Source organism: Providencia sp. PROV188, from assembly GCF_027595165.1.
Lineage (GTDB): Bacteria > Pseudomonadota > Gammaproteobacteria > Enterobacterales > Enterobacteriaceae > Providencia > Providencia lanzhouensis.
Genome location: NZ_CP097291.1, coordinates 176,761 through 196,159, shown reverse-complemented (window position 1 = coordinate 196,159; position 19,399 = coordinate 176,761). Strand labels below are relative to the sequence as shown.

The 19,399-nt window shown below is 40.2% G+C and carries 23 protein-coding genes; 9 read left to right on the top strand and 14 right to left on the bottom strand.

What is annotated here, in order from left to right:
- From sicA to M5X66_RS00785, 14 genes are all read right to left on the bottom strand, one after another.
- Entirely contained in the window at window positions 1–534 is a 534-nt protein-coding gene (gene sicA / locus M5X66_RS00850; RefSeq protein ID WP_051422582.1) for a type III secretion system translocator chaperone SicA, read from the bottom strand.
- A 128-nt stretch (window positions 535–662) separates the two neighbouring features.
- Entirely contained in the window at window positions 663–1,736 is a 1,074-nt protein-coding gene (locus tag M5X66_RS00845) for an EscU/YscU/HrcU family type III secretion system export apparatus switch protein (protein WP_154609573.1), read from the bottom strand.
- A gap of 32 nt (window positions 1,737–1,768) precedes the next feature.
- Window positions 1,769–2,563: a type III secretion system export apparatus subunit SctT gene (gene sctT / locus M5X66_RS00840; RefSeq protein ID WP_036949956.1), complete on the bottom strand. Its 795-nt coding sequence runs from the start codon at window positions 2,561–2,563 to the stop codon at window positions 1,769–1,771.
- Window positions 2,560–2,832 carry a type III secretion system export apparatus subunit SctS gene (gene sctS, locus M5X66_RS00835; protein ID WP_036949954.1) on the bottom strand — a complete coding sequence of 91 codons (273 nt, stop codon included), beginning with the start codon at window positions 2,830–2,832 and terminating at the stop codon, window positions 2,560–2,562. Before sctS ends, sctT begins: the two co-directional genes overlap by 4 nt.
- A gap of 16 nt (window positions 2,833–2,848) precedes the next feature.
- On the bottom strand, window positions 2,849–3,514 hold the full coding sequence (locus M5X66_RS00830) for an EscR/YscR/HrcR family type III secretion system export apparatus protein (RefSeq protein ID WP_036949952.1): 666 nt from the start codon (window positions 3,512–3,514) through the stop codon (window positions 2,849–2,851).
- Between the two features lie 2 nt (window positions 3,515–3,516).
- Entirely contained in the window at window positions 3,517–4,446 is a 930-nt protein-coding gene (locus M5X66_RS00825) for a FliM/FliN family flagellar motor switch protein (protein ID WP_036949950.1), read from the bottom strand.
- Window positions 4,446–5,714 carry a SpaN/EivJ family type III secretion system needle length determinant gene (locus tag M5X66_RS00820; RefSeq protein WP_154599849.1) on the bottom strand — a complete coding sequence of 423 codons (1,269 nt, stop codon included), beginning with the start codon at window positions 5,712–5,714 and terminating at the stop codon, window positions 4,446–4,448. The genes M5X66_RS00825 and M5X66_RS00820 overlap by 1 nt, the downstream gene beginning before the upstream one ends.
- Window positions 5,686–6,141 carry a hypothetical protein gene (locus tag M5X66_RS00815; protein ID WP_036949946.1) on the bottom strand — a complete coding sequence of 152 codons (456 nt, stop codon included), beginning with the start codon at window positions 6,139–6,141 and terminating at the stop codon, window positions 5,686–5,688. The genes M5X66_RS00820 and M5X66_RS00815 overlap by 29 nt, the downstream gene beginning before the upstream one ends.
- Window positions 6,141–7,433: a type III secretion system ATPase SctN gene (gene sctN, locus M5X66_RS00810; protein WP_108478767.1), complete on the bottom strand. Its 1,293-nt coding sequence runs from the start codon at window positions 7,431–7,433 to the stop codon at window positions 6,141–6,143. Before sctN ends, M5X66_RS00815 begins: the two co-directional genes overlap by 1 nt.
- A gap of 6 nt (window positions 7,434–7,439) precedes the next feature.
- Window positions 7,440–7,844, bottom strand: a complete 405-nt coding sequence (locus tag M5X66_RS00805; RefSeq protein ID WP_036949943.1) for a type III secretion system protein — start codon at window positions 7,842–7,844, stop codon at window positions 7,440–7,442.
- Window positions 7,845–7,855: 11 nt separating this feature from the next.
- Window positions 7,856–9,922 (bottom strand): EscV/YscV/HrcV family type III secretion system export apparatus protein, encoded by a 2,067-nt coding sequence (locus M5X66_RS00800; RefSeq protein WP_036949941.1) that lies wholly within the window; start codon window positions 9,920–9,922, stop codon window positions 7,856–7,858.
- 23 nt (window positions 9,923–9,945) lie between these two features.
- Complete coding sequence (gene sctW / locus M5X66_RS00795; RefSeq protein ID WP_270103803.1) at window positions 9,946–11,073, bottom strand: type III secretion system gatekeeper subunit SctW; 1,128 nt, start codon at window positions 11,071–11,073, stop codon at window positions 9,946–9,948.
- Window positions 11,064–12,764 carry a type III secretion system outer membrane ring subunit SctC gene (sctC, locus tag M5X66_RS00790; protein ID WP_108478664.1) on the bottom strand — a complete coding sequence of 567 codons (1,701 nt, stop codon included), beginning with the start codon at window positions 12,762–12,764 and terminating at the stop codon, window positions 11,064–11,066. The genes sctW and sctC overlap by 10 nt, the downstream gene beginning before the upstream one ends.
- The gene (locus M5X66_RS00785; RefSeq protein WP_036949931.1) at window positions 12,754–13,569 is read right to left on the bottom strand and encodes an AraC family transcriptional regulator; all 816 of its coding nucleotides are present in this window, start codon (window positions 13,567–13,569) and stop codon (window positions 12,754–12,756) included. Before M5X66_RS00785 ends, sctC begins: the two co-directional genes overlap by 11 nt.
- A 218-nt stretch (window positions 13,570–13,787) precedes the next feature.
- Here M5X66_RS00785 and M5X66_RS00780 point away from each other — a divergent pair, with 218 nt between their 5' ends.
- The 9 genes from M5X66_RS00780 (at window position 13,788) to M5X66_RS00740 (ending at window position 19,314) form a co-directional block, all read left to right on the top strand.
- Window positions 13,788–14,981 carry a PrgH/EprH family type III secretion apparatus protein gene (locus M5X66_RS00780; RefSeq protein WP_108478663.1) on the top strand — a complete coding sequence of 398 codons (1,194 nt, stop codon included), beginning with the start codon at window positions 13,788–13,790 and terminating at the stop codon, window positions 14,979–14,981.
- A 13-nt stretch (window positions 14,982–14,994) separates the two neighbouring features.
- On the top strand, window positions 14,995–15,306 hold the full coding sequence (locus tag M5X66_RS00775) for an EscF/YscF/HrpA family type III secretion system needle major subunit (protein WP_036949926.1): 312 nt from the start codon (window positions 14,995–14,997) through the stop codon (window positions 15,304–15,306).
- Between the two features lie 67 nt (window positions 15,307–15,373).
- On the top strand, window positions 15,374–15,670 hold the full coding sequence (gene sctI, locus M5X66_RS00770) for a type III secretion system inner rod subunit SctI (protein ID WP_270103802.1): 297 nt from the start codon (window positions 15,374–15,376) through the stop codon (window positions 15,668–15,670).
- Window positions 15,671–15,673: 3 nt separating this feature from the next.
- The gene (gene sctJ / locus M5X66_RS00765) at window positions 15,674–16,429 is read left to right on the top strand and encodes a type III secretion system inner membrane ring lipoprotein SctJ (RefSeq protein WP_108478662.1); all 756 of its coding nucleotides are present in this window, start codon (window positions 15,674–15,676) and stop codon (window positions 16,427–16,429) included.
- Entirely contained in the window at window positions 16,413–16,964 is a 552-nt protein-coding gene (locus tag M5X66_RS00760; RefSeq protein WP_036949918.1) for a hypothetical protein, read from the top strand. The genes sctJ and M5X66_RS00760 overlap by 17 nt, the downstream gene beginning before the upstream one ends.
- A complete protein-coding gene (locus M5X66_RS00755) occupies window positions 16,942–17,622 on the top strand; it encodes a hypothetical protein (RefSeq protein ID WP_154599843.1) in 681 nt (226 codons plus the stop codon). The genes M5X66_RS00760 and M5X66_RS00755 overlap by 23 nt, the downstream gene beginning before the upstream one ends.
- Window positions 17,612–18,097, top strand: a complete 486-nt coding sequence (locus M5X66_RS00750; protein ID WP_230082483.1) for a hypothetical protein — start codon at window positions 17,612–17,614, stop codon at window positions 18,095–18,097. Before M5X66_RS00755 ends, M5X66_RS00750 begins: the two co-directional genes overlap by 11 nt.
- A gap of 336 nt (window positions 18,098–18,433) precedes the next feature.
- Complete coding sequence (locus M5X66_RS00745; protein ID WP_036949913.1) at window positions 18,434–18,862, top strand: winged helix-turn-helix domain-containing protein; 429 nt, start codon at window positions 18,434–18,436, stop codon at window positions 18,860–18,862.
- 26 nt (window positions 18,863–18,888) lie between these two features.
- Window positions 18,889–19,314, top strand: coding sequence for a YbaY family lipoprotein (locus M5X66_RS00740; protein WP_036949911.1), 426 nt, complete (start codon window positions 18,889–18,891; stop codon window positions 19,312–19,314).
- Window positions 19,315–19,399: the final 85 nt, after the last annotated feature.

Below are 19,399 nucleotides of genomic sequence, written 5' to 3'. Positions count from 1 at the left end.
CTAGGTATTAGAGTTCGATGACTCTGATGACTCTGCCTTTTCGATGTTTGCCTTCAAAGCACTCAAATAAGCTTCTGATTTTTTCTGTAAATCTGCATCAAGACTGTTTTCAATTACGCTTTCAAAACAGTGGATTGCCGCACTGCTCTTCTTCAGCATCAAATTGCACTGCCCTGCATGGAATAATGGTCGGTAATCATTTTTCGCCAAAACAAAGGCGAGTGCGTATAATTCCGTTGCTTTCTCATAACGTTTTGTTAATTGATAAACAGCCGCTAACCCCATGACATAGTCAGTGTTATAAAAATCGTAAATACTTAAAAAGCGGAAAAAGGTTTCTGCTTCTTCTAACTTGCCTTGCTGATAAAATTCATAAGCGTAGGCATAAATGCCATCCATCGTGGTTTGTGGAATACCATGAATATCTTTATACGTTGCCCCATCCATGAGTGCCGTGGTAATTCCGTCGAGTAATGCTTCCATTTCGATTTGAGTGCTGTTAGTTTGGGTACTGCTTGTTTCTGTGTGGTTCATATAGTCACCTCGTTATTAATACGTGATATATGATGCAAACTGCTCTGTTGCATCATAATTAATCAAATTTCTCATTTCTTATAAAAAACGATTCAATGTATGAATAATTAATTCATAGCGTCATAAATTTATGATGAAATTAACTTTTCCAATGCTTCATCAACATCTATTCCTAATTTCTCTAATTCCACGCGGATCAGCCAAGTAATTATTTGCATAACATCCTGTAATCCATTTTCATCAATAAAGCTGTTCTTTTTATAATTTCGCCATATTTGACGAGCCAAAATAATATCTCGTACTACAGGTACATTCTGTTGCTCTGCATATTTAATAACGGCTTTCGCTTGTACCCCGCGAGTTTTTAACATTAAGAAAGGCAGTGGTGCGACATTCGAGTCATAGTAAATTAACATGGCAATGTGTGTCGGGTTTGCCATAACGAATGTCGAGTTTTTAATATTTGACTTCACTTCCTCTGATAATATTTCTTGGTGTAGCTCTTTACGTGCGCTTTTAATGTGGGGATCACCTTCATTATCTTTGTACTCTTTTTTGACTTCCTGTTTTTCCATTTTTAGGTTTTTAATAAATAAGAAAAACTCTGCAATTGCATCCACCAAAACAATAATGAGCGCCACTGCAAGAAAGACAAATACAAAGATAATACAAAGAGTTACCCACTGTGTAGTCATGCCATTTATCGTGGTTCGATATAACATGAAAATTTCGTGCCGCCACACCACAAAAAAAGTGGCAGCGGAAACACTAAAGACCAATAAGTACAAAATGGCTTTAATCAGCTCTTTAAGCGAATTTAAAGAGAATATTTTTTTAAATCCGGCAATTGGGTTTAATTTTGTAAAATCGAGTTTGATTGCCTCGGTCGCTAATCTAAACCGACTCTGCAATAATGAAATAATGGTGCCTGAAAAAAAACAGGCAATCAAAATAGGTACCACTATGCTCAAAAATATTTTTGAGAATTGCCAAAGTAAATTATCGATATGAATATCATGTGGGTTTAATAATAATTTTTTCATTAACCCACCCAGTTCATATAAACTGGACATTCCGCCAATAACAAATGCACCAGTGACTAAAACAATTGCTGCTATGGTGTCCTTACTTTTATAACTTTGTCCTTTTTTGGCAGAGTCTTTTATTTTTTTGTCGGTAGGCTTTTCTGTTTTTTCAGCCATAGCACAGCCTCATAATTCCGTATCAATAATCATTAAGGTGAATAAAAAATAGTTTTTAATGGCGATATCGAAATCATATTGACCAAAATATCTGGAACTTCATTTTGGAAATAAAGTAAAAATACAATAAAAGCAATAATCGACTTAATTGCCAAAGACAATGAAAATGCGTTTAATTGCGGACAAAAACGGGAATATAACCCGAGCGCTACTTCCGAAATAAAGAGTGTCACAATAATCGGTGCCGTTAATATCACTCCGTTCACTACTGCCTTATTTATCCATTCCCCTAACGGTAAACTATTGAATGACGTAAACCCATGAGCAAAGGGCAATAATTGGTAGCTTTGCGCAAATACGTTGGCGAGTTGGTACATGCCCCCTTGCGCCAAAAACACCATACACACGATATAACTGATAAATACTGCTAATTCAGAGGCTTCTGTACCACTCGCAGGGTCTACAATACTACTAATGGTTTCTCCCCGCTGGGTATCTATCAACTCGCCGATAACATTGGCAATCATAAATGGCAGCCCTAAAATTAGCGCCAATACAATGCCAATACTGATTTCGTAAATGAAAACCTCACTGAGGCTGATTTCATCCCAATTTATTTCGCGAGCGGTAAGATAAGGCCACATTCCTAACGCCAAATACGCAACGACACAGTTTTTAATGATCCCACCATTGAGTAATTTATTACTCAAAAAAGGCAGGAAGAACATCACAGGGGCAATGCGCAACCATGCAAACGCAATCTTCACTAGCCCTTGTTGGAAATTAAAATACAAGGACGACGCTAATGAGAGCATCTCCTGGTTCATCCAAATAACCCTATCGCAGGCAGAGCGGTGGTCATGACTTCAATAGCGTAATTCATCACTTTATCCGCCAGCCAACCTGAAATCATAAACAAGGAACCAAATACGGCTAATAGCTTGATACCAAAAGGTAATGTCTGTTCCTGAAGTTGGGTCACGGTTTGTAAAAGCCCGACTAACAACCCCACGACCGTCGCCACAATCACAGGAATCGCTGACAATATGACGATCAACAACATCGCTTTATTACTGACATAAATGATTGAATCCATTTTCTATTCCCTTACGTCAATGCTGTGCGAGTTCGAAATACTGCATCACCAGCCCTTTCGAAATCAGTGACCATCCATCAATTGCCACAAACAAAATCAATTTCACTGGCACTGAGATAGTCACGGGACTCATCATCATCATACCGAGTGCCAACAGAATGCTTGAGATCACCAAGTCGATAACCACAAACGGTAAATAGATATAAAAACCAATTTCAAACGCGGATTTAATTTCACTCAATGCGTAGGCTGGCAGTAATGAAAATAGCGTTGGCGCCGCTTGCTCTTCTTGTACCTCGGCTTCCGTTTTACCCTGCTGAATAGACTCGAAGAAATTCACTAATTGAGGATCGGAATATTTCACTAAGTAATCTTTATAACGCCCTAGTCCGTTATCAACGAAGTTGTCGATGGATTCCACATTGCTAAAATCCACGCTTTCGTGGCGCATGTAATTGTTCACATCTTGCAGCACAGGCATCATCACAAAAATAGACAGTAATAAGGCGATACCATTAAGTGCCATCGTCGAAGGGACTTGTTGTACGCCCATCGCATTGCGCACCATAATCAGCACAATCGAGATTTTTAGATAGCAAGTTCCCGCTGCAATAATAAAAGGTAGCAGTGTGGAAAAGGCGATAAGGACTAATAAAGGTATTTCATTCGGAACCGTTGGCATGCTTATAACCTTTTATCGCCTAAGCTTACCAATCGCTTAATTTCTAAGCCTAATTCGTCACTATCACCAATATAGGTCAGCTCGCCTTCTGCGATCAGTTGCTTGTTGGCATACACCTTCACTTCACGTTCTTTATTTTCACCAATTGAGTAGATTGCTCCCGGCTGGAGTGAATCCAATTCCTCTACACTGATGTCTGAATGACCCAATACAAAGGTCAGTTTGACCGTGAGGTCGTGCAAATTAAAAGGACGAACAGTTTCATCAACAAACTCCTCTTCCACCGCAGAATCTATCTGTTCGTCATCTGCTGTCATTAACTGCTCAATCATAAAAATGCCTTCTTGTTGTTTTTGAAAATGGGCCAATACACGCCCTGCAACGGTCATATCTAATTGTAATTGCTGAATACGCAGCACATCGCCAAGCGCGATAGACTGCAAAATTTTGCGACTGATATGGCTATAACCTAAAATCCAGTCGGCTTGCAGCTTAAGCTGCTCGGCTATCCCGTTTTGCGCCTTACGCTCGATTAGCCCTTCAATAGGCTCAGCTAACAGCACAATGCCAAGTTTCTTTTCTTTCACCGTGAACCTTGGTTGTAGGAGCTGTTCATCATCAATAATCTCGACGCCATGACAACGGAATTGCTCGGAGAAAAACGCCTTTCCGGTATTTTCATAAGTAAAAACTTTGCATAAGCTTTTGGTATCTAAAAGATTCCATGCGTAATGAGCCAACTTAGGCCAGCGGTGACGGCACCACTCTTCAGCATTCACCAGCACTTGAGTTTTCTGCTTTTTACTGTGTAGAGTGACTTGAAAATAGCGCTCTCCAACTTTGGGAATATGCATGTCTAAGTCCCATTGAAAACGCTGCTGCCACTCTCTCACCTGCTTTTCTCGGTGGCTAATTCGATGAATGTTTAGCATTAGGACTCCTCATCTTGCTGATGCTGTTGCTGCCGTTGACGCTGTTGACCTTCCTGCTCTTCACGCCGGATTACCATTTTTTGTTCACCTGTCCATAAATGCTGGTTGTCTTGCAAAGCCTGCTGAACCTCATCGCTTTGCGTTGATGCCACCACCTGATCTTTGTTGGTACTCGCTAAAGCAAAAGAGACCGTTGGTGCATTTTGCCATTGGCTAAAGGTGTAACTCAGTGTGCGAGAAGGCACCGTTTTGAAACTTTCAACTTCGGAAGCTGCCATCAATTCAGCGACTTTGCTTACCATTGAAGAGGCTTGCTGTGTGTGTGTTGAAGTTTGAGAAGCCGAGGTTTGAAAAGTAGAAATTTGAGGCGTCACCGCCAGTGGCTTATCTCCCATCTCTGCACGCACTTGCGTTAAAATGTTTTTGGTAATATCCATTTCATCCGGTTGAATCACTTCTGATTTTTCAATATTGAAGCTTTTCATATCAGGAAAATGTTGCGGTGCCGGGCGCTCATTTGGTACAGGACGCTCATTTGGCACAGGTCGGCTTTCGTGACTCGCAGAGGCATTCTGCCCCTCAAAATCATGCTGAGCTTGCATAACAGGCTCAGTCACAGAGTGAGTTTCACTCACTAAACTTGATTGACCATCACGCAAAGGTGATTTCAATACCGCGATATCCACAACTTCAGTCTGCTGCGCTAATGGGATGCTCATCCATTGGGTCTGCTTGACACTTGTCGGGTTATCTGACAAAAAGCGAGCCGCTTTTTGTTCTATAGTTTTTGTTTTAACGGTCTTCGCGTTAGTTAATTGACCAATCGATACCACCTCAACATTGGCGTTAAACGTAATCTGAGGAATATCATCTTCACTCACCGCTTGCCCTAATAAGTCATCAGGTTGTGCACTTAGTGAATGGTTCGCTTCGCTGTTGTTTTTATCTGAGCCATATTCTGCAGAGAGAAATGCCACTTTCACGCCAGAGTGCATATGCTGGATTTGAGTCGGTAAGTTCAACAGAACGGGTACTGCCAACTCCTCTACTGGTTTTTTAGGCTTTTTATTATTACCGGTCACTTGAGTCAGTTTTTTTTGAACAATATCCTGAGCCGCTTTTTTGACTGAATGCTGCTGACTACCCTGCTTTTGGAAACCCGGTTTTTGCTGGTTATATTTTTGATGATTAAAACCAAGTGATGAACTTTTAGCTTCCATTACGGAATTAAATGTATTGTCACTGGGCAGTGATTTTATTGTCGACATGAACAAACAGCTCCTCGATTTCATTTTGTTGCTGACGCTCTAATTTTAACCACCGCGCCCTACGTTGTTGCTTGAGATATTTTCGGAATTTCTCGCACTTATTACGCAAAATGAACGTCCGTTCAGTCATTTGCTGCTTCAATAAATGGTACTTAGATAATTCAGCGTTGATGTTTTCTATCTGAAATTCACATTGGGCGATTTCTGATAAAACCACGGCTTTTTGCCGTTGACGTTCCCAAAAATCCATTTGGGTTAATTCTTCAGATTTTTCATACACCCCAACTTGTAGAGTTAATATGGCGATCCGTTGGTGGATATCTTGGCGCTGTTGCTGCAACTGCAAAATGGCGATTTTCAGCTTGCTTTGCTCTAACTGCACTCTTTCGAGACGCTTTTCAGTCAACGCTAATAATTGATTAATCATCAGGATGCCAAATGGTGTAATTGGGCTAACATTTCCTCAAAGCCCTCTGACTCATCCATGTTTTGTTGTAAGAAATGATTGATATCCTGCTGTTTATCTAAAGCACGGTCATTTTCTTGGCTTTCACCTCGCTGGTATTCCCCTAATTCGAGGTACAGCTTGATCTGCTCTAAGCGAGATAAATTTTCACGAATATCGACAGCAAATTGGCGATGTTCCGGCGTTGTTACCTTCTGAAAAACACGGCTAATACTGTGCAAAATATCAATCGCAGGGTAATGTCCTCGCCCCGCAAGTTTATGACTGAGATAAATGTGTCCATCCAAAATAGAGCGAATTTCATCTCCGATAGGGTCGGCTTCTTCCTCGCTTTCTAATAACACGGTGTAAAACGCAGTAATAGAACCCTGTTTTACGCGCCCTGGACGTTCGAGTAATAACGGAAGTTGCTCGAAAACAGAGGCAGGATAACCACGACGTGCAGGAAGCTCTCCTGCCGCAAGAGCCACATCGCGCAACGCCCTTGCATAACGGGTCATCGAATCGACATACAATAAAACCTGTTTTCCTAAATCGCGGAAATATTCCGCCATCGCTGTCGCCAATAAGGCGGCATTACAACGCTCAATCGGCGGGCTGTCGGAGGTGGCATACACTAAAATGGTTTTATCCGCATGGGGGGACTGCTTGAGTTCTTCAATAAACTCAATCACTTCTCGCCCACGCTCACCAATCAGTGCCACGATATGAATATCCCCGTGAGCGTGATTAATCAGCATGTTCATTAAGGAGGTTTTACCGCTACCCGCGGCTGCAAAAATACCGATACGCTGACCTAACCCGCACGTGAGCAATCCATCGATAGCGCGAATTCCTGTGACCATCGGTTCATTCACCGGACGGCGTTTATTCACACTCACTGGAGGATTATCAATGCGTTGCAGCTTGGTTTTTAACTGGGTGATTTCGCTATTTTTCTGACTTAATGCGCCTTCTAATTCCCCAGCAGCATTAAAAATATTCCCAGCAAGATGCTCCCCCATTTGGAATACAAATGGGTAGCCACTTGGGCGAATAACCACTTCACGAGTGAAGCCCTGAGCACGGCCAATGAGGCTCAAAACAGTTAGCCCTTCTTTGAAGCCTATTACTTGCGCTTTGGCGATAACTTTTGGCTGTGCCAATGACTGCTCAATAAAGCAGATCTCGCCAATAAATACGCCATTCAATGGAGCTTCAATCAGGCATCCATGAATGCGCACAGGATGTGCGCAAACGTCAAAAAGTTTCATCATCAATTACGATAATTGCAGACGCAATTCGTTAACGCGTTCAAAGAATTCTTCAAAAGAATCAGCAAATAATTGCATGTCATCCAATGAAGTCTCCTTTAATACCGCGGACAGCACCAAGTTATTTTCCATAATATTGAGTGCAGGTTGCCCTGGATAAAAATTACGTGGTACATATTCTAAAATGCTTTTTAATAATGAAGCGTGGGATGCATCGAGCCGGCTGTAATTACATTCCATTAAGCTGCACCAAATAATTAAATCATCCGATGACAAATCAATATTAATCGCAGGTACATCACTCATTTCGAGTTGAATATTGGAATGGCAATCAAGCTGCGGATTCACTAAATCACTGCGCCCCATGGCATTTAAAAATTCATTCAATTTTTCGACAAAACGGTATTTCATTTACGTATTCCTTATATCGTTTTAATAACGTTGACCTTCACCATTTCGGAAACCTCATTAAATGAGAGCACCTCAAGTTCAGGGAAACGACCTTCTAAGATTTTTTTCACAAACCGGCGGATATCCACAGGTACCAGTACATTGACATCTCTAACAGATAAGTAACTGTTTTCTAATGCCAATTCAGCAGCCTGAATAAGCTCATTGCTTTTTTCAGGTTCTAAATGCAAATAAACGCCACCAGATGATTGACGGATACCTTGGCGAATGGTGTCTTCCAGTTCGGCATTCACCATTAAGACATTCAAACGCCCTTCCACCGAGAAACGGGATGAGATATAACGCGCCATTGAGCTGCGAATGTGCTCTACCAGCATCATGCTGTCTTTCTCTTTGGGCACCCATTGCACTAAGGTTTCAATAATTAGCTTCATATTGCGCACCGAAATTTTTTCCATTAATAAACGTTGAAAAACTTCCGTGACTTTTTGTACGGTGGCGTGGCGATAGCATTCTTTCAGTAATTCGGGGTACTTTCTTTCAAGATCATCCAGTAAATTTTTAGTTTCTTGGATCCCGAAGAATTCATTGATGTGGCGTAAAAGCAGCGTACTGACGCAATCAATCATTTCCGTTACGTCATCGCGCACTAATAGACCGAGTTGCTCGACGTTTTCGCTGTATTGGTTGTCAAACCAGGTGCTGACTGAACCATATTCATCGGTATATTTGATGAGTTCCATACCAAGGTATTCCAGCTCATCATTCGCTGTTAGTAAGCGTTGACCATGAAAATAGACATCGTATTCACCCGCTTTTACTTCGTTTATTAGCACCACAATTTTGTTTTCTGGCACGATAGGCGAATAGTTAATGGCAATATCTGGAATGCGATATCCATAACGAATAAACACATCTTTTTTCATGCGAGATAGAAAATTATTATCTTCTAGATGCTGCTTATATTGCTGATTAACCGAGATAATGACGGGTAAAGTTTCAGGAATATACTCATCGTCGAAATCATCATTCGCGCGCTGAGTTTCCCCTTCAGTGGCTTCGGTTTGCAGATTTTCCTCACCCAATTGCTGCTCTTTTCGCTGTGCTTTACGCTTTTTAAAATAGCGAGTGGCAAATAACCCCATCAGCAATGCCGCAAGGAATAAGAAAATGGCGGTTGGAAATCCGGGTAAAAACCCCATGAATAGCACGATAAATGCGGTGATCAGGATGGTGAAATCATTGTCAAAAAGTTCAGAAACAATGTTTTCACCCAAGTTTTTATCATTGCCACCCACGCGGGTCACAATAAAGCCCGCACTGATAGAGATAAGCAGCGCTGGAATTTGTGCGACCAACCCATCACCGATGGTTAATAACGTGAAGGTATTTAATGCCGTGGAGAGATCCATGCCTTGCTGAGCCGTACCCACGGATATTCCGCCGATTAAGTTGACGAAAATAATCACGATACCGGCAATGGCATCCCCTTTGATGAACTTCATCGCACCGTCAAAAGAACCGAATAATTGGCTCTCTTTTTCCAGTTCGCCACGTTTAATTTTCACGGTCGCTTCATCGATAACCCCAGCGCGTAAATCCGCATCGATGCTCATCTGTTTTCCGGGCATCGCATCCAAAGAGAAGCGAGCTGCCACTTCAGCAATACGTTCTGAACCTTTAGTGATAACAATAAATTGCACGATCGTCACGATGGCGAATACCACCATTCCTACCACTAAGTTGTCCTGAATAACGAACTCACCGAAGGTATCGATAATGTCGCCAGCATCTGCTTCAAGCAGAATAAGTCGGCTGGTACTAATAGAGAGCGCCAATCTAAACAGCGTGCTAATCAGCAAAATAGACGGGAAGGATTGGAAGTTAAGAACGCGCGTAATATAAAACGAGCTCATAAAGATCAGCACCGAAATCATAATGTTCAGTGCAATCAATAAATCGACCAAGACGGTAGGTAACGGAATAATCAGCATCGCAATAACCATCACCATGATGACTAGCACCATCAGCTCAGGGCGATTACGGATCTGCAATAAAAATCCGGTTAAGTTTTTCATGAAATCGTGTATTTCCTGTCAAATTAGGGTTGTCGACGTAAGCGCTGCTCTTGCGCCAACAGTTGATCCATCTGTATTTTTAATTGGTCGAGTAATTCATCACGCGCTTCCAATGAGTAAAAAATGGCAACTGGGATAATTGAAAACGCAATAATCAGAAGCTGAACAAAGCGAGCACGTAGGTCCGTGGTCATGGCACTTAATTGTTCCTGAATAAAATTCACCAGCTTGTCATTGAAACTTTCTTGGCTACGGATCCCACTGGTAAATAATTGGCTTAGCACCTTCTCCAATTGGCTCTGCGGCAAGAGGTTTTGTGACAACTGTTTTTGTGACAAGCTCGCTTGCTGGCGAAACAGACCCGATTGGAGAAATTGCTGACTAAATGTGCGGTCTAGTGACTGCAATTCACGCAGACGACCAATTCGTGTAAAGAAGCTGCCAAACTCACTGATATTGAGGTCTCCCAGCGGCAGTGCTTGTAAGTCACACGCCAAGGCCCTTGCGAGATAACGCATCATGTTTTCCCGTTGAATCAGTTCCATTTCTTCTACCCACTGTTCGTATAAATAGACCACTGGACCGTCATAACCGATAAATTCGCGGTATAAGGTGCGTAAGTTCCCAGCACTTTCACGCAGAGTTTGGGCAAACGCTTTGGCAATTAGCGCGATGTTTGCCCCTGCCTGCGCCGTACGGTTGGTATCTTCCGTTAGCAGTAACCGCTCTAACTCTTGTAAATGATCAATCTGCTCCTGCTTGAGTTTTTTACGGTTGATAAGCGCGGCAAGCACCATAAGTAAATCGCTAGGATCAGAGAAAAACTGCAATAAAAAGGTGCGTAGCTGCTGAGGTGTCATCAACTGACGATTGAGTATTCCTTCAATCTTCAGCACTTTTTCGTCCGCATTGTTTTCTAAGATGCGCTCAGCAAAGCGCATCCACTCCTCTTCTTGCCCTTTTTTCGAACCGCCTCGACGAACATGGCTCGCGGCCAACATCGCCATCGAAGCGTATTCGCTGGAACTGTCAATCACCCCCGCACCACGCGCAGCTTCATCGGAGTCATCACTGCTTTTCGTGGCTGTACGACTCTTATCTTGTGCGTTCAGTAGCGTGCGATTGCTATAGCTCAGCGGGGTTATTGCCATGAATCCCTCATGTATTGCTGGAGAAACTGTACAGTTCCATGCAGTTGGCTATCTTTTTGTGTAATACGGGCTTTCTCGGAAAATTGTCTCCCATCCCACACTTCGTTTTCATCCAATAAACGCGGCTGGATTAAAAAGATGCGCACCATTTTTTGTTGATTGGTCGAACTATGGCGGAATAAGCCACCCACCCAAGGAATATCACCAAGAAGAGGAATTTTGCTTTCATTTTCAATATATTGGTCGCGGGTATAACCACCGATTAATAAACTGCTATCTTTGGCGATACGTGCCACGGTATTAATGCTGGTACGGTTAACCGTCGGAAGCCCTTCAACGCTGGACGTTTTACCGCTGCTATCACGGTTCTCTGCACCGTCTTCGATATTGACTTCCATTTCAACACTTTGGCCGGCTGAAATGCGCGGCATGACGCTGATCATCGTGCCGTAAGTGACAGATTCGAGAGTTGCGGTACGTTCACCTTGTAGCTTGGCGTAGAAACTGGTGTTGTTATCAAACAGCGCAGGAACGTTTTCTTGGGTCAGTAGCACCGGACGCGAGACAATTTGGCTATTACCATTTTTGCTTAGCGCATCAATTTGTACTAAAAACTTGCTGCTATCGGGTAAAGTGCTTCGATTGAAAGAAACAGAGCCACCGCCTACGTTAAAAGAACCGACTTCCCAATTGACCCCTAAGTTATCTAACTCAGAACGCGTGATATCGATGATCCACAAAGAAAGCTCCACTTGGCGGCGGCGGTTATCTAATGTTTTAACCAAATCGCGGACGTAACGGATCTGCTCAGGGCTACCTTTCACAATCAGGCTGTTGCTGTCAGGATGGGCAACCAGAGAAAAGCTACTATTTGATGCGCCACCACGTTTGACGGTGACTTGGCGATTTTCAGGACGAGCGCCACCAATGGGTGCATCCATCAAGGCATCAATTTCATCCCCATCGGTATTGAGCTTTGCAGGTAAAATTTCGAGGGTTTCTTCGACGCTACTGCCCCCATTTTTAAACAGGGAACTGATCACCGATAACATGCCGGGAACCGTGATCGATTGACCACGTAATGAGTAACTTCGATCGCTTACAGAGGCATGCTTCAGCGGGAGTACCGCAACATTACCACTGGTTTTTTCTTCTTGTTTGCGTTGCTCGCCAAGATACAACGCGGCACCTTTAATCAACTCAACATAGAGCGGCGGTCCCGACACAAATAACATCGTGTCGCCACCTTGGGAACGAACAGGAAAACGCGCATCATAGATGCCATTACGTTGAATATAGCTGAGAACTTGCTGGCTACTGACTTTATGAGTTGGAATAATCAGACTACGCATTTCACTATTATCATAGACATAAATGCCTGCACCATCGTCATACCAGACTAACGCGATACGACGCGTTAAGGCTTTAAACATTTCATCGGCATTCGCGAGGTTAAAATTTCCCGTCACTTTTTTCTGGGATGCCAATTTACTTAAAATAATCGGCTTGTTAATTTGTTCCGCTACAGCATCAAACACTTTGCCTACCGCGATATTATTCGCGACAAACGTGTCTGCACTTCTTTCTTGTGTTACCGGCTCTGCAATCATCATTTCTGATTGCGCGGTATTGATATTTACACTCAGTAAAAACAGCGAGATAAAAACCGCCATTAATTTTTTACTGTTCATATAACGTTGCTCCAAGGTGCCTTATTTCTGATGGGGTTAATCCCAATTCTTTTTTCAAATCATTCGTGAAGTGAGAGGCGGAGCAGTAACCTGCTTCTAACCCAACATCTAAAATAGAACTTTCACTTTCAATTAATTGCAAAATGGCCGCCCCCATACGTACGCCCATAATTTTGCGTTTAGCGGTTTTATTAAAGTTTTCTCGGTAGAGTTGTCTAAAATAAGAAGCGGAAATGCCGTAACGGGCACACAGTTGATTAATATTGGCGTTTTTGTCTTGCTGAGCGGCTGAAATTAAAAAGCGCATCATTCCATACGCTTCATAGCGTCTTAATACATCACACCAATCATCAAATAACGGCTGCTTTTTAATGATCAAATCAATTACGATATTTTTAATTAAAACAGGTGCTGATATTTCATCGTCAAATAGAATGAATTCACCTAGTTGGTTTTCATCACTCTCTCTGGTGGCTTTTTTTGCAAGAAAGGATTGCCCCATTGCAGTATCAATAATAGCCAGCGTTTCAACGAGTTCAGATAATTCCATTGTATAGATATCCCATAAGGCTTTATCTTCAATCGTTAATTCATCCAAACCGCAAACAAAGATAGCGGGTTCTTGTACTTTAATATTTAAATTTGTATACCGAGATTTATAACAAAGCGTCGCTTTCGCTTTTACTGTGGTTACAGTTTCTATTGAGGTTATAGTTTCTTTTGGTATTGACAAGACCAATACGTCTTGTAAAGAAAAGCAACTATTTCTACTCGCCAATAATTTAGCAATATCTTCATTCGACATTATAAATAGACCTTATCCATTGATTTTTACTTGATATAGGTTCATTGATTAAATATAAAAAAACAAATGAATACTCTGGAATAGTTTGGAATTAACTATAAAAATAAAGGGTGTGAATGAATAAGATAAATTCAGCTGACTATATTATGTTCTTATATTTAAATGCTGAGCATTGAAGTCAATATGATTCGCTATTTTTTATTAATTGAGATTATCTTATGATAGAAACAAAATACCACACCTGCATAATGAAAATCATTAGTGGTTCGATGAATAGTCAAGAGCTAATGATTAACATCGATAAAAATCTTATTATCGTTGGGCAATATACTAAATACAAAACTGAAATAGATGAAAACGGTTTCACAACCTATTATATTCCTAGCGAACATACCCAGTGCGAGTTTTCTATTGTTTCTCATGACGAACATAGTAATAATTTTGCAATTAATCTTAAACAAGATGGAAAAAGTCGTCACCTCACTGTCACACTACAAGAAATCTTGCTCATTGACACCTTTCCAATCGTAATTAAGCTATTGAATACTGAATGGAATTACCCCGAAAAAGACCAAAAACCATTGTCATCTAAATCACTATCGCTTACAGAAAATAGATCCACTGCCATAAAACAGAAACCAAAGTTTAATAAGAAATGGCTTTTTGTTTTATTATTAACATTTGTCGTTATTTTTATATTATTCGTTGAATTCCAAATTAATCCAAAAAATAACGCTGCAAAACAGATTAAAAATATAGATAATATATTAAAAGGAAGCTATTACCCTATTATCTATACGCAGAATAAAAATGGCGAAATACTTATTCTCGTCAAATCGCAAAGAGATGAAGACTGGAGCCGTCAAGTTTTACTAAAATCAGATTATCAAGAAAAATATACCATCAAAAAAATAAACCTTCTTGAAAAAGAAATTGAAGATAAGTTAATAGATACTGTACCCAATTTATTAAAGGTTGACATTAGCAACCCTTGTCAACCCGTCATTCGAGTCGTGAAAAACCCACTACCGAATAATGATGATAAAAATATTAATCGCATTTTATCTAGTTACTTCAGTTGTTATAACCAAAGCCAACTTGTACAGATTCCTCTTGATGAACTCATCAAGAGAGCAGAGTTAGGATTGACTGAAAGTAATGTGAAATGGCAAAGAATAACCAAAGGTAACTACATTATCTTTGTTATAAGAGATAGTTTAAATGATAAACAGACTCTCTCTTTAATTAGCTTCACCAATTCATTTAGTCAAAAGTGGGGAACCAAGCAAATTCAATTTTCCGTCTCCCTTGCCAATAATGAACTGGCTGGAAAATCGTTTATCACCAATTCTAATGGTATTACGTTGTTAGGTAATAATCATTGGTTATTTAACTCAAATCAACCTAATTAATGAGGTAATAAATATGGCAACTCCAGGCATTAGTAATGCAAATGGTAATTGGGATGCATCTGCATTAGAACAAGCATCTACCATAGCAACAGATAATAAATGGGGCATGATGTATCGCAGCTCCGCAGGTATTAGCGAAAGAACAAAAACTATCGCTGATGAATTAAAGTCTATGATCGACAACCCAAATCTGGAAGTCGATAACCCGCTGACTCTGGGTAAAATCACAGCATTAAGCGGTAACTATAATATGGCACGTCAATTACAAAGCAACATAATGAAGTCCTTTAAAGATGCGGCGCAAGCCATTATTCGTAACGTGTAAGCCCGCAACGTTTAATTTACATCAGAGCATCACTGATCCTGATGCTCTATTTTTATAGGAGATACTTATGTTACCTATTAATCCTGTTTCAGTCTTATCAAATATCGCTGAAATGGCACCTGTTACTCCAGCGGCTATCCCATTGGAAGATAAAGTGAAACAGTTATTTGCTGAGTACACGACCTCTGTGAGCCAAGAAAAAGCGGATCTTCTGGAGAAAATGAATACCGTTGACCCAAGCGCCCCCGCTAAATTATTGGAATTACAAAACCAAGTCGGTAATTACAGCCTCGCCTTGAATATGGTCAGCACACTCACACATAAAAGTGTTTCTGCCATCGATACGGTATTAAAAGCACAATAGACCATGAATATATTAAAGAAATTCCTATTAATCGGGTTTATTAGCTTACTGCTCGGCTGTGATAACCAGCTATTACTGAGCAATTTAAGCCAGCGCCAAAGCAACGAAGTGCTTGCGATTTTGCAAGAGCACGGGGTTGATGCTAAGCGTAAACAGGATTCTAAAAATGGAGACTCGATTCGCGTAGCACCTGACGATTTTGTTATTGCGGTGGATCTTTTACGTCAATACAACCTGCCATCCAAAAATCCAGTGGAAATTATTGATGCCTTTCCTGGAGATTCGTTGGTTGCCTCACCGCAAGCTGAACGAACACGATTATTATCTTTGATTGAACAACGGCTTGAGCAATCTCTACTAACCATTCCTAATGTGGTCAATGCGAGAGTCCATGTGAGCTACCCTATCTCAGGTAATGGTCCCGTAAAACAGGCGCAAAAAGTTTCCAGTCTCGTGACTTACTCAGGTAATGAAGACCCAAAAGTGATGATGAATAAGATTAAGTTATTCCTCAATAATAGCTTTGCCGAAACCACCTATGACAATGTTTCTGTTGTGATAGTCAACCGCCCTCCGCTGCTGTATCAAACCCAAAATGGTCCAACCCCAGCATTTAATCCAGTGATTGCCTCTGCTTTAATCACTGCATTAATCGGTATGCTAATTGCATTTGGATTGTATCTATACCATCGCAACAATAAACAAAGCGATGAAAATGAAGAAGAGGTGGAGAAATCAAATCATGCCCCAATTGAGTAAGCTGCTGATTGACCAAAAAAATATTTTTTTAGCACCGGGGGATTATTTTCACTCGGAGTTCGTTGATGAGCATTATCATCAGCTACCCGTTCCGCTACAACAGCTGCAAAACTTGCAGCTTATTGAGCAATATCAATTAGATTTACCCGATGAAAAAACGTTGATATTACCCGAGATACTTGCCGAAAATTGGTCATTATTACCTTCTGTGGCGTGGGGTTTGGGGGTTATTCAGTACCCAGGCCCTCTGCCTTGGTGGGGAGAGCTATCTCAATATAGACAATTGCATCAGAAATTTAGCCACCCTTCATGGCAAGACATAACACAGACAATCGATACGCCTCAGCATTTACTTGCATTAGGCGCTGAGCAGCTTTTGATGTGTTTAAACACCTTTAGTCACGGCTATGCTACCCGCGCAAAATATATGTTTAGCCACCGCACACAGCAGATGATCCCTCACACGGCTTCCACTCTGCTACCTTGGAATATTATTGAAGAAACTTGCCGCTATGTCAGAGAACACACAACCTAATATCCAGCAGACTTTAATTGAAAATGTGCTGATTAAGTATCCGGTTTTAGACACCAATAGATATGCCCAGTCGGTTGTTAAACAGGCACATCAAAAAGCCAAAGCACATATTCAACAAGCTCAACAGTCTGAGAAAAATATTCATACTATTGCCTATCAACAAGGCTACCAAGATGGATTAACACAGCTTTTGAATGATTTTATTGGTGCCCTCAATGACAGTGAAGCCCAATACCAAAATCAGGTGAGCCAAACAGAAAGCCAATTAACTCAATTACTCATCGGTTTGTTTACTGACGCGCGTCTACAAGAAATTGTGGTAGAACACTTTGCTCAATTACAATCCGAAGCTCGCCAGGTTCAATTACACATACCGGCATCCTTGCAAACCAAGATAAGCACTAGAGCTAACGGCACCAAAATATGTACTAGCCCCGATAATTCAATCACGTTAGAAGTGAATAACGAAATTACACAATTCTCGCCGAAACTGGCGGCAGAAAAAATATTACCGCATATTTTTCCGATTTCGACCCGTTGTTTAATTTTGCAACAACACAAACAAGCTTATGCACTATTAATTCAACAAAAACGGCTAATCCAACAAGAACGTGCACTCCAACAAGAAGAAACAAGGAGGGGAAAATATGAAAATTGACTCTAATTTGCTGAATACTTTGTCAGCTTCGCGTACTCATGGCAATACGCCATCGAGTCTATCCGACCTACACACTAAAATGAGTACCCTTTGGAATTCCCATATCAACATGAAAGAGATACAGAACTATCAGGAAAAAAATATCCCCCACATTTCTGAGGATAAAAACACTAAAATACAAAGTTTTATTAGTGAATTTAAACACCAAGATAGTGATAAAACACGATTCGCATTGGTGTTTAAAACCATGGTGAATTTGAACCGTAATGATAAAGAATCATTCATTACTCAAATCGTTCAAACATTAAAGTCTTCATCTGAATCTGACCCTGCTTTATATAAATATTTCACTAAAGCTATTCAACGTTATATGTCGATAAGTTTAATGAATACTCCATTTACTGAACAATTGAATAAAAACATGACTAGCTTCAATCTTGATGGCGATGAAGATGAAGATTCATCAATCATATAACCATAATGATTAGATAACCTTGTACTATTAGATTAGTTCATTACTTAACGCCTCACCGACGAATATTTATAAGCTTAGAGTACATTTTTTATAACCTAAGCTTTTTAACTCCCTCCTTTTTAAAAAACATAAAAAAAATAAATTTGAAATTGATATATACACTCACAGATAGTAGTTTAAATTTACATCACCAAAACACATTGTTCGAATTTAAAAAAACGCCTTAATTTTTCATTAACTCATTACCCTACTGTTTTTTTATATTCAACATAATTTTACTGATGATTACGATGTCGATAATTAATTTTATATTGAACTATATCTGTGGGAAATATTATGAATAACATGGAATACAATAAAATAGAGCCAATGATGCTTTTATGTGGTCAAGTCGTTTATGACCCTCTGAAGAGAACGCTATCTCGCGGAAAAAGAACCGTGAATTTATCTGAAAATGAATCCTGCCTCTTAAAACTGTTGTTATTAAAAACGAATAGCAAGCGAGAGGTGATGCATGAAATTTGGGAAAAGCGCGGAACTATCGTGACTGAAAGCAGTTACTACAAGTTAGTCAGACAATTACGACAATCATTTAAGAAAGTTGAGTTAGATGAAAATCTTATCATGACACTGCCCAGAATTGGTATCTTGTATACTGGCGAAAAATCAGAAATGCCAATTTTATCAAGAGTTAATGAGCGAAAAAACATGTATGCGTATGTTCGCTGTTTTTTTCAGAAAGTATTTAATCGCTCATATCAATAAATTATTCATATAAAAGAAGAAAAATCATGCCAAGAATTGCTATATCAAAATTTATTTTACATTCAATTTTTATTTTAGCGTGTTGTTTATTTCTATTTGCTTGTAATAACCCAATAAATCAAAATCGAAATACATTTAATATTCAAGGTGATGTTTACAGCCAATCTATCGATATTCCTAGTGATGCGCTAATTACCGTTTCGGTCACCCCAATAAACGGAAACAGTTACTCTGAAAAAAGTCATTATGATTATACTATGACAACCAGAAAATCAGCGAGAACGGTTAATTTTTCCATTAATTTACCGGAACCGTTATTAACCCAAGGTCACTATTTTGGATTAAGCGTGAGAGTTGAAAAAAAGGGTGAATTACTGATGATGAGTAATCAAATTACTCCATTAAATCAATCTAAATCTGAAAGATTTTCTTTAAAAGTAAATTCTATTTGATTTATTAGGTTAGAGAATATCAGTAACTGCAGCACTTAAATACTTTAATGCCTAATGAAAAATTGCTAAATGCATAAATCGACAC

Bases quoted from the DNA above. Each gene is read 5' to 3' on its own strand.
- M5X66_RS00815 (WP_036949946.1), bottom strand. From the start codon at position 6,141: ATGATTAATCAATTATTAGCGTTGACTGAAAAGCGTCTCGAAAGAGTG.
- M5X66_RS00830 (WP_036949952.1), bottom strand. From the start codon at position 3,514: ATGCCAACGGTTCCGAATGAAATACCTTTATTAGTCCTTATCGCCTTT.
- M5X66_RS00785 (WP_036949931.1), bottom strand. From the start codon at position 13,569: ATGTCGAATGAAGATATTGCTAAATTATTGGCGAGTAGAAATAGTTGC.
- M5X66_RS00800 (WP_036949941.1), bottom strand. From the start codon at position 9,922: ATGAAAAACTTAACCGGATTTTTATTGCAGATCCGTAATCGCCCTGAG.
- M5X66_RS00805 (WP_036949943.1), bottom strand. From the start codon at position 7,844: ATGAAATACCGTTTTGTCGAAAAATTGAATGAATTTTTAAATGCCATG.
- sctC (WP_108478664.1), bottom strand. From the start codon at position 12,764: ATGAACAGTAAAAAATTAATGGCGGTTTTTATCTCGCTGTTTTTACTG.
- M5X66_RS00820 (WP_154599849.1), bottom strand. From the start codon at position 5,714: ATGTCGACAATAAAATCACTGCCCAGTGACAATACATTTAATTCCGTA.
- sctW (WP_270103803.1), bottom strand. From the start codon at position 11,073: ATGGCAATAACCCCGCTGAGCTATAGCAATCGCACGCTACTGAACGCA.
- sctI (WP_270103802.1), top strand. From the start codon at position 15,374: ATGTTACCTATTAATCCTGTTTCAGTCTTATCAAATATCGCTGAAATG.
- M5X66_RS00775 (WP_036949926.1), top strand. From the start codon at position 14,995: ATGGCAACTCCAGGCATTAGTAATGCAAATGGTAATTGGGATGCATCT.
- M5X66_RS00745 (WP_036949913.1), top strand. From the start codon at position 18,434: ATGAATAACATGGAATACAATAAAATAGAGCCAATGATGCTTTTATGT.
- M5X66_RS00825 (WP_036949950.1), bottom strand. From the start codon at position 4,446: ATGCTAAACATTCATCGAATTAGCCACCGAGAAAAGCAGGTGAGAGAG.
- M5X66_RS00760 (WP_036949918.1), top strand. From the start codon at position 16,413: ATGCCCCAATTGAGTAAGCTGCTGATTGACCAAAAAAATATTTTTTTA.
- M5X66_RS00755 (WP_154599843.1), top strand. From the start codon at position 16,942: ATGTCAGAGAACACACAACCTAATATCCAGCAGACTTTAATTGAAAAT.
- M5X66_RS00750 (WP_230082483.1), top strand. From the start codon at position 17,612: ATGAAAATTGACTCTAATTTGCTGAATACTTTGTCAGCTTCGCGTACT.
- sicA (WP_051422582.1), bottom strand. From the start codon at position 534: ATGAACCACACAGAAACAAGCAGTACCCAAACTAACAGCACTCAAATC.
- sctT (WP_036949956.1), bottom strand. From the start codon at position 2,563: ATGAACCAGGAGATGCTCTCATTAGCGTCGTCCTTGTATTTTAATTTC.
- sctJ (WP_108478662.1), top strand. From the start codon at position 15,674: ATGAATATATTAAAGAAATTCCTATTAATCGGGTTTATTAGCTTACTG.
- sctN (WP_108478767.1), bottom strand. From the start codon at position 7,433: ATGAAACTTTTTGACGTTTGCGCACATCCTGTGCGCATTCATGGATGC.
- M5X66_RS00845 (WP_154609573.1), bottom strand. From the start codon at position 1,736: ATGGCTGAAAAAACAGAAAAGCCTACCGACAAAAAAATAAAAGACTCT.
- sctS (WP_036949954.1), bottom strand. From the start codon at position 2,832: ATGGATTCAATCATTTATGTCAGTAATAAAGCGATGTTGTTGATCGTC.
- M5X66_RS00780 (WP_108478663.1), top strand. From the start codon at position 13,788: ATGATAGAAACAAAATACCACACCTGCATAATGAAAATCATTAGTGGT.
- M5X66_RS00740 (WP_036949911.1), top strand. From the start codon at position 18,889: ATGCCAAGAATTGCTATATCAAAATTTATTTTACATTCAATTTTTATT.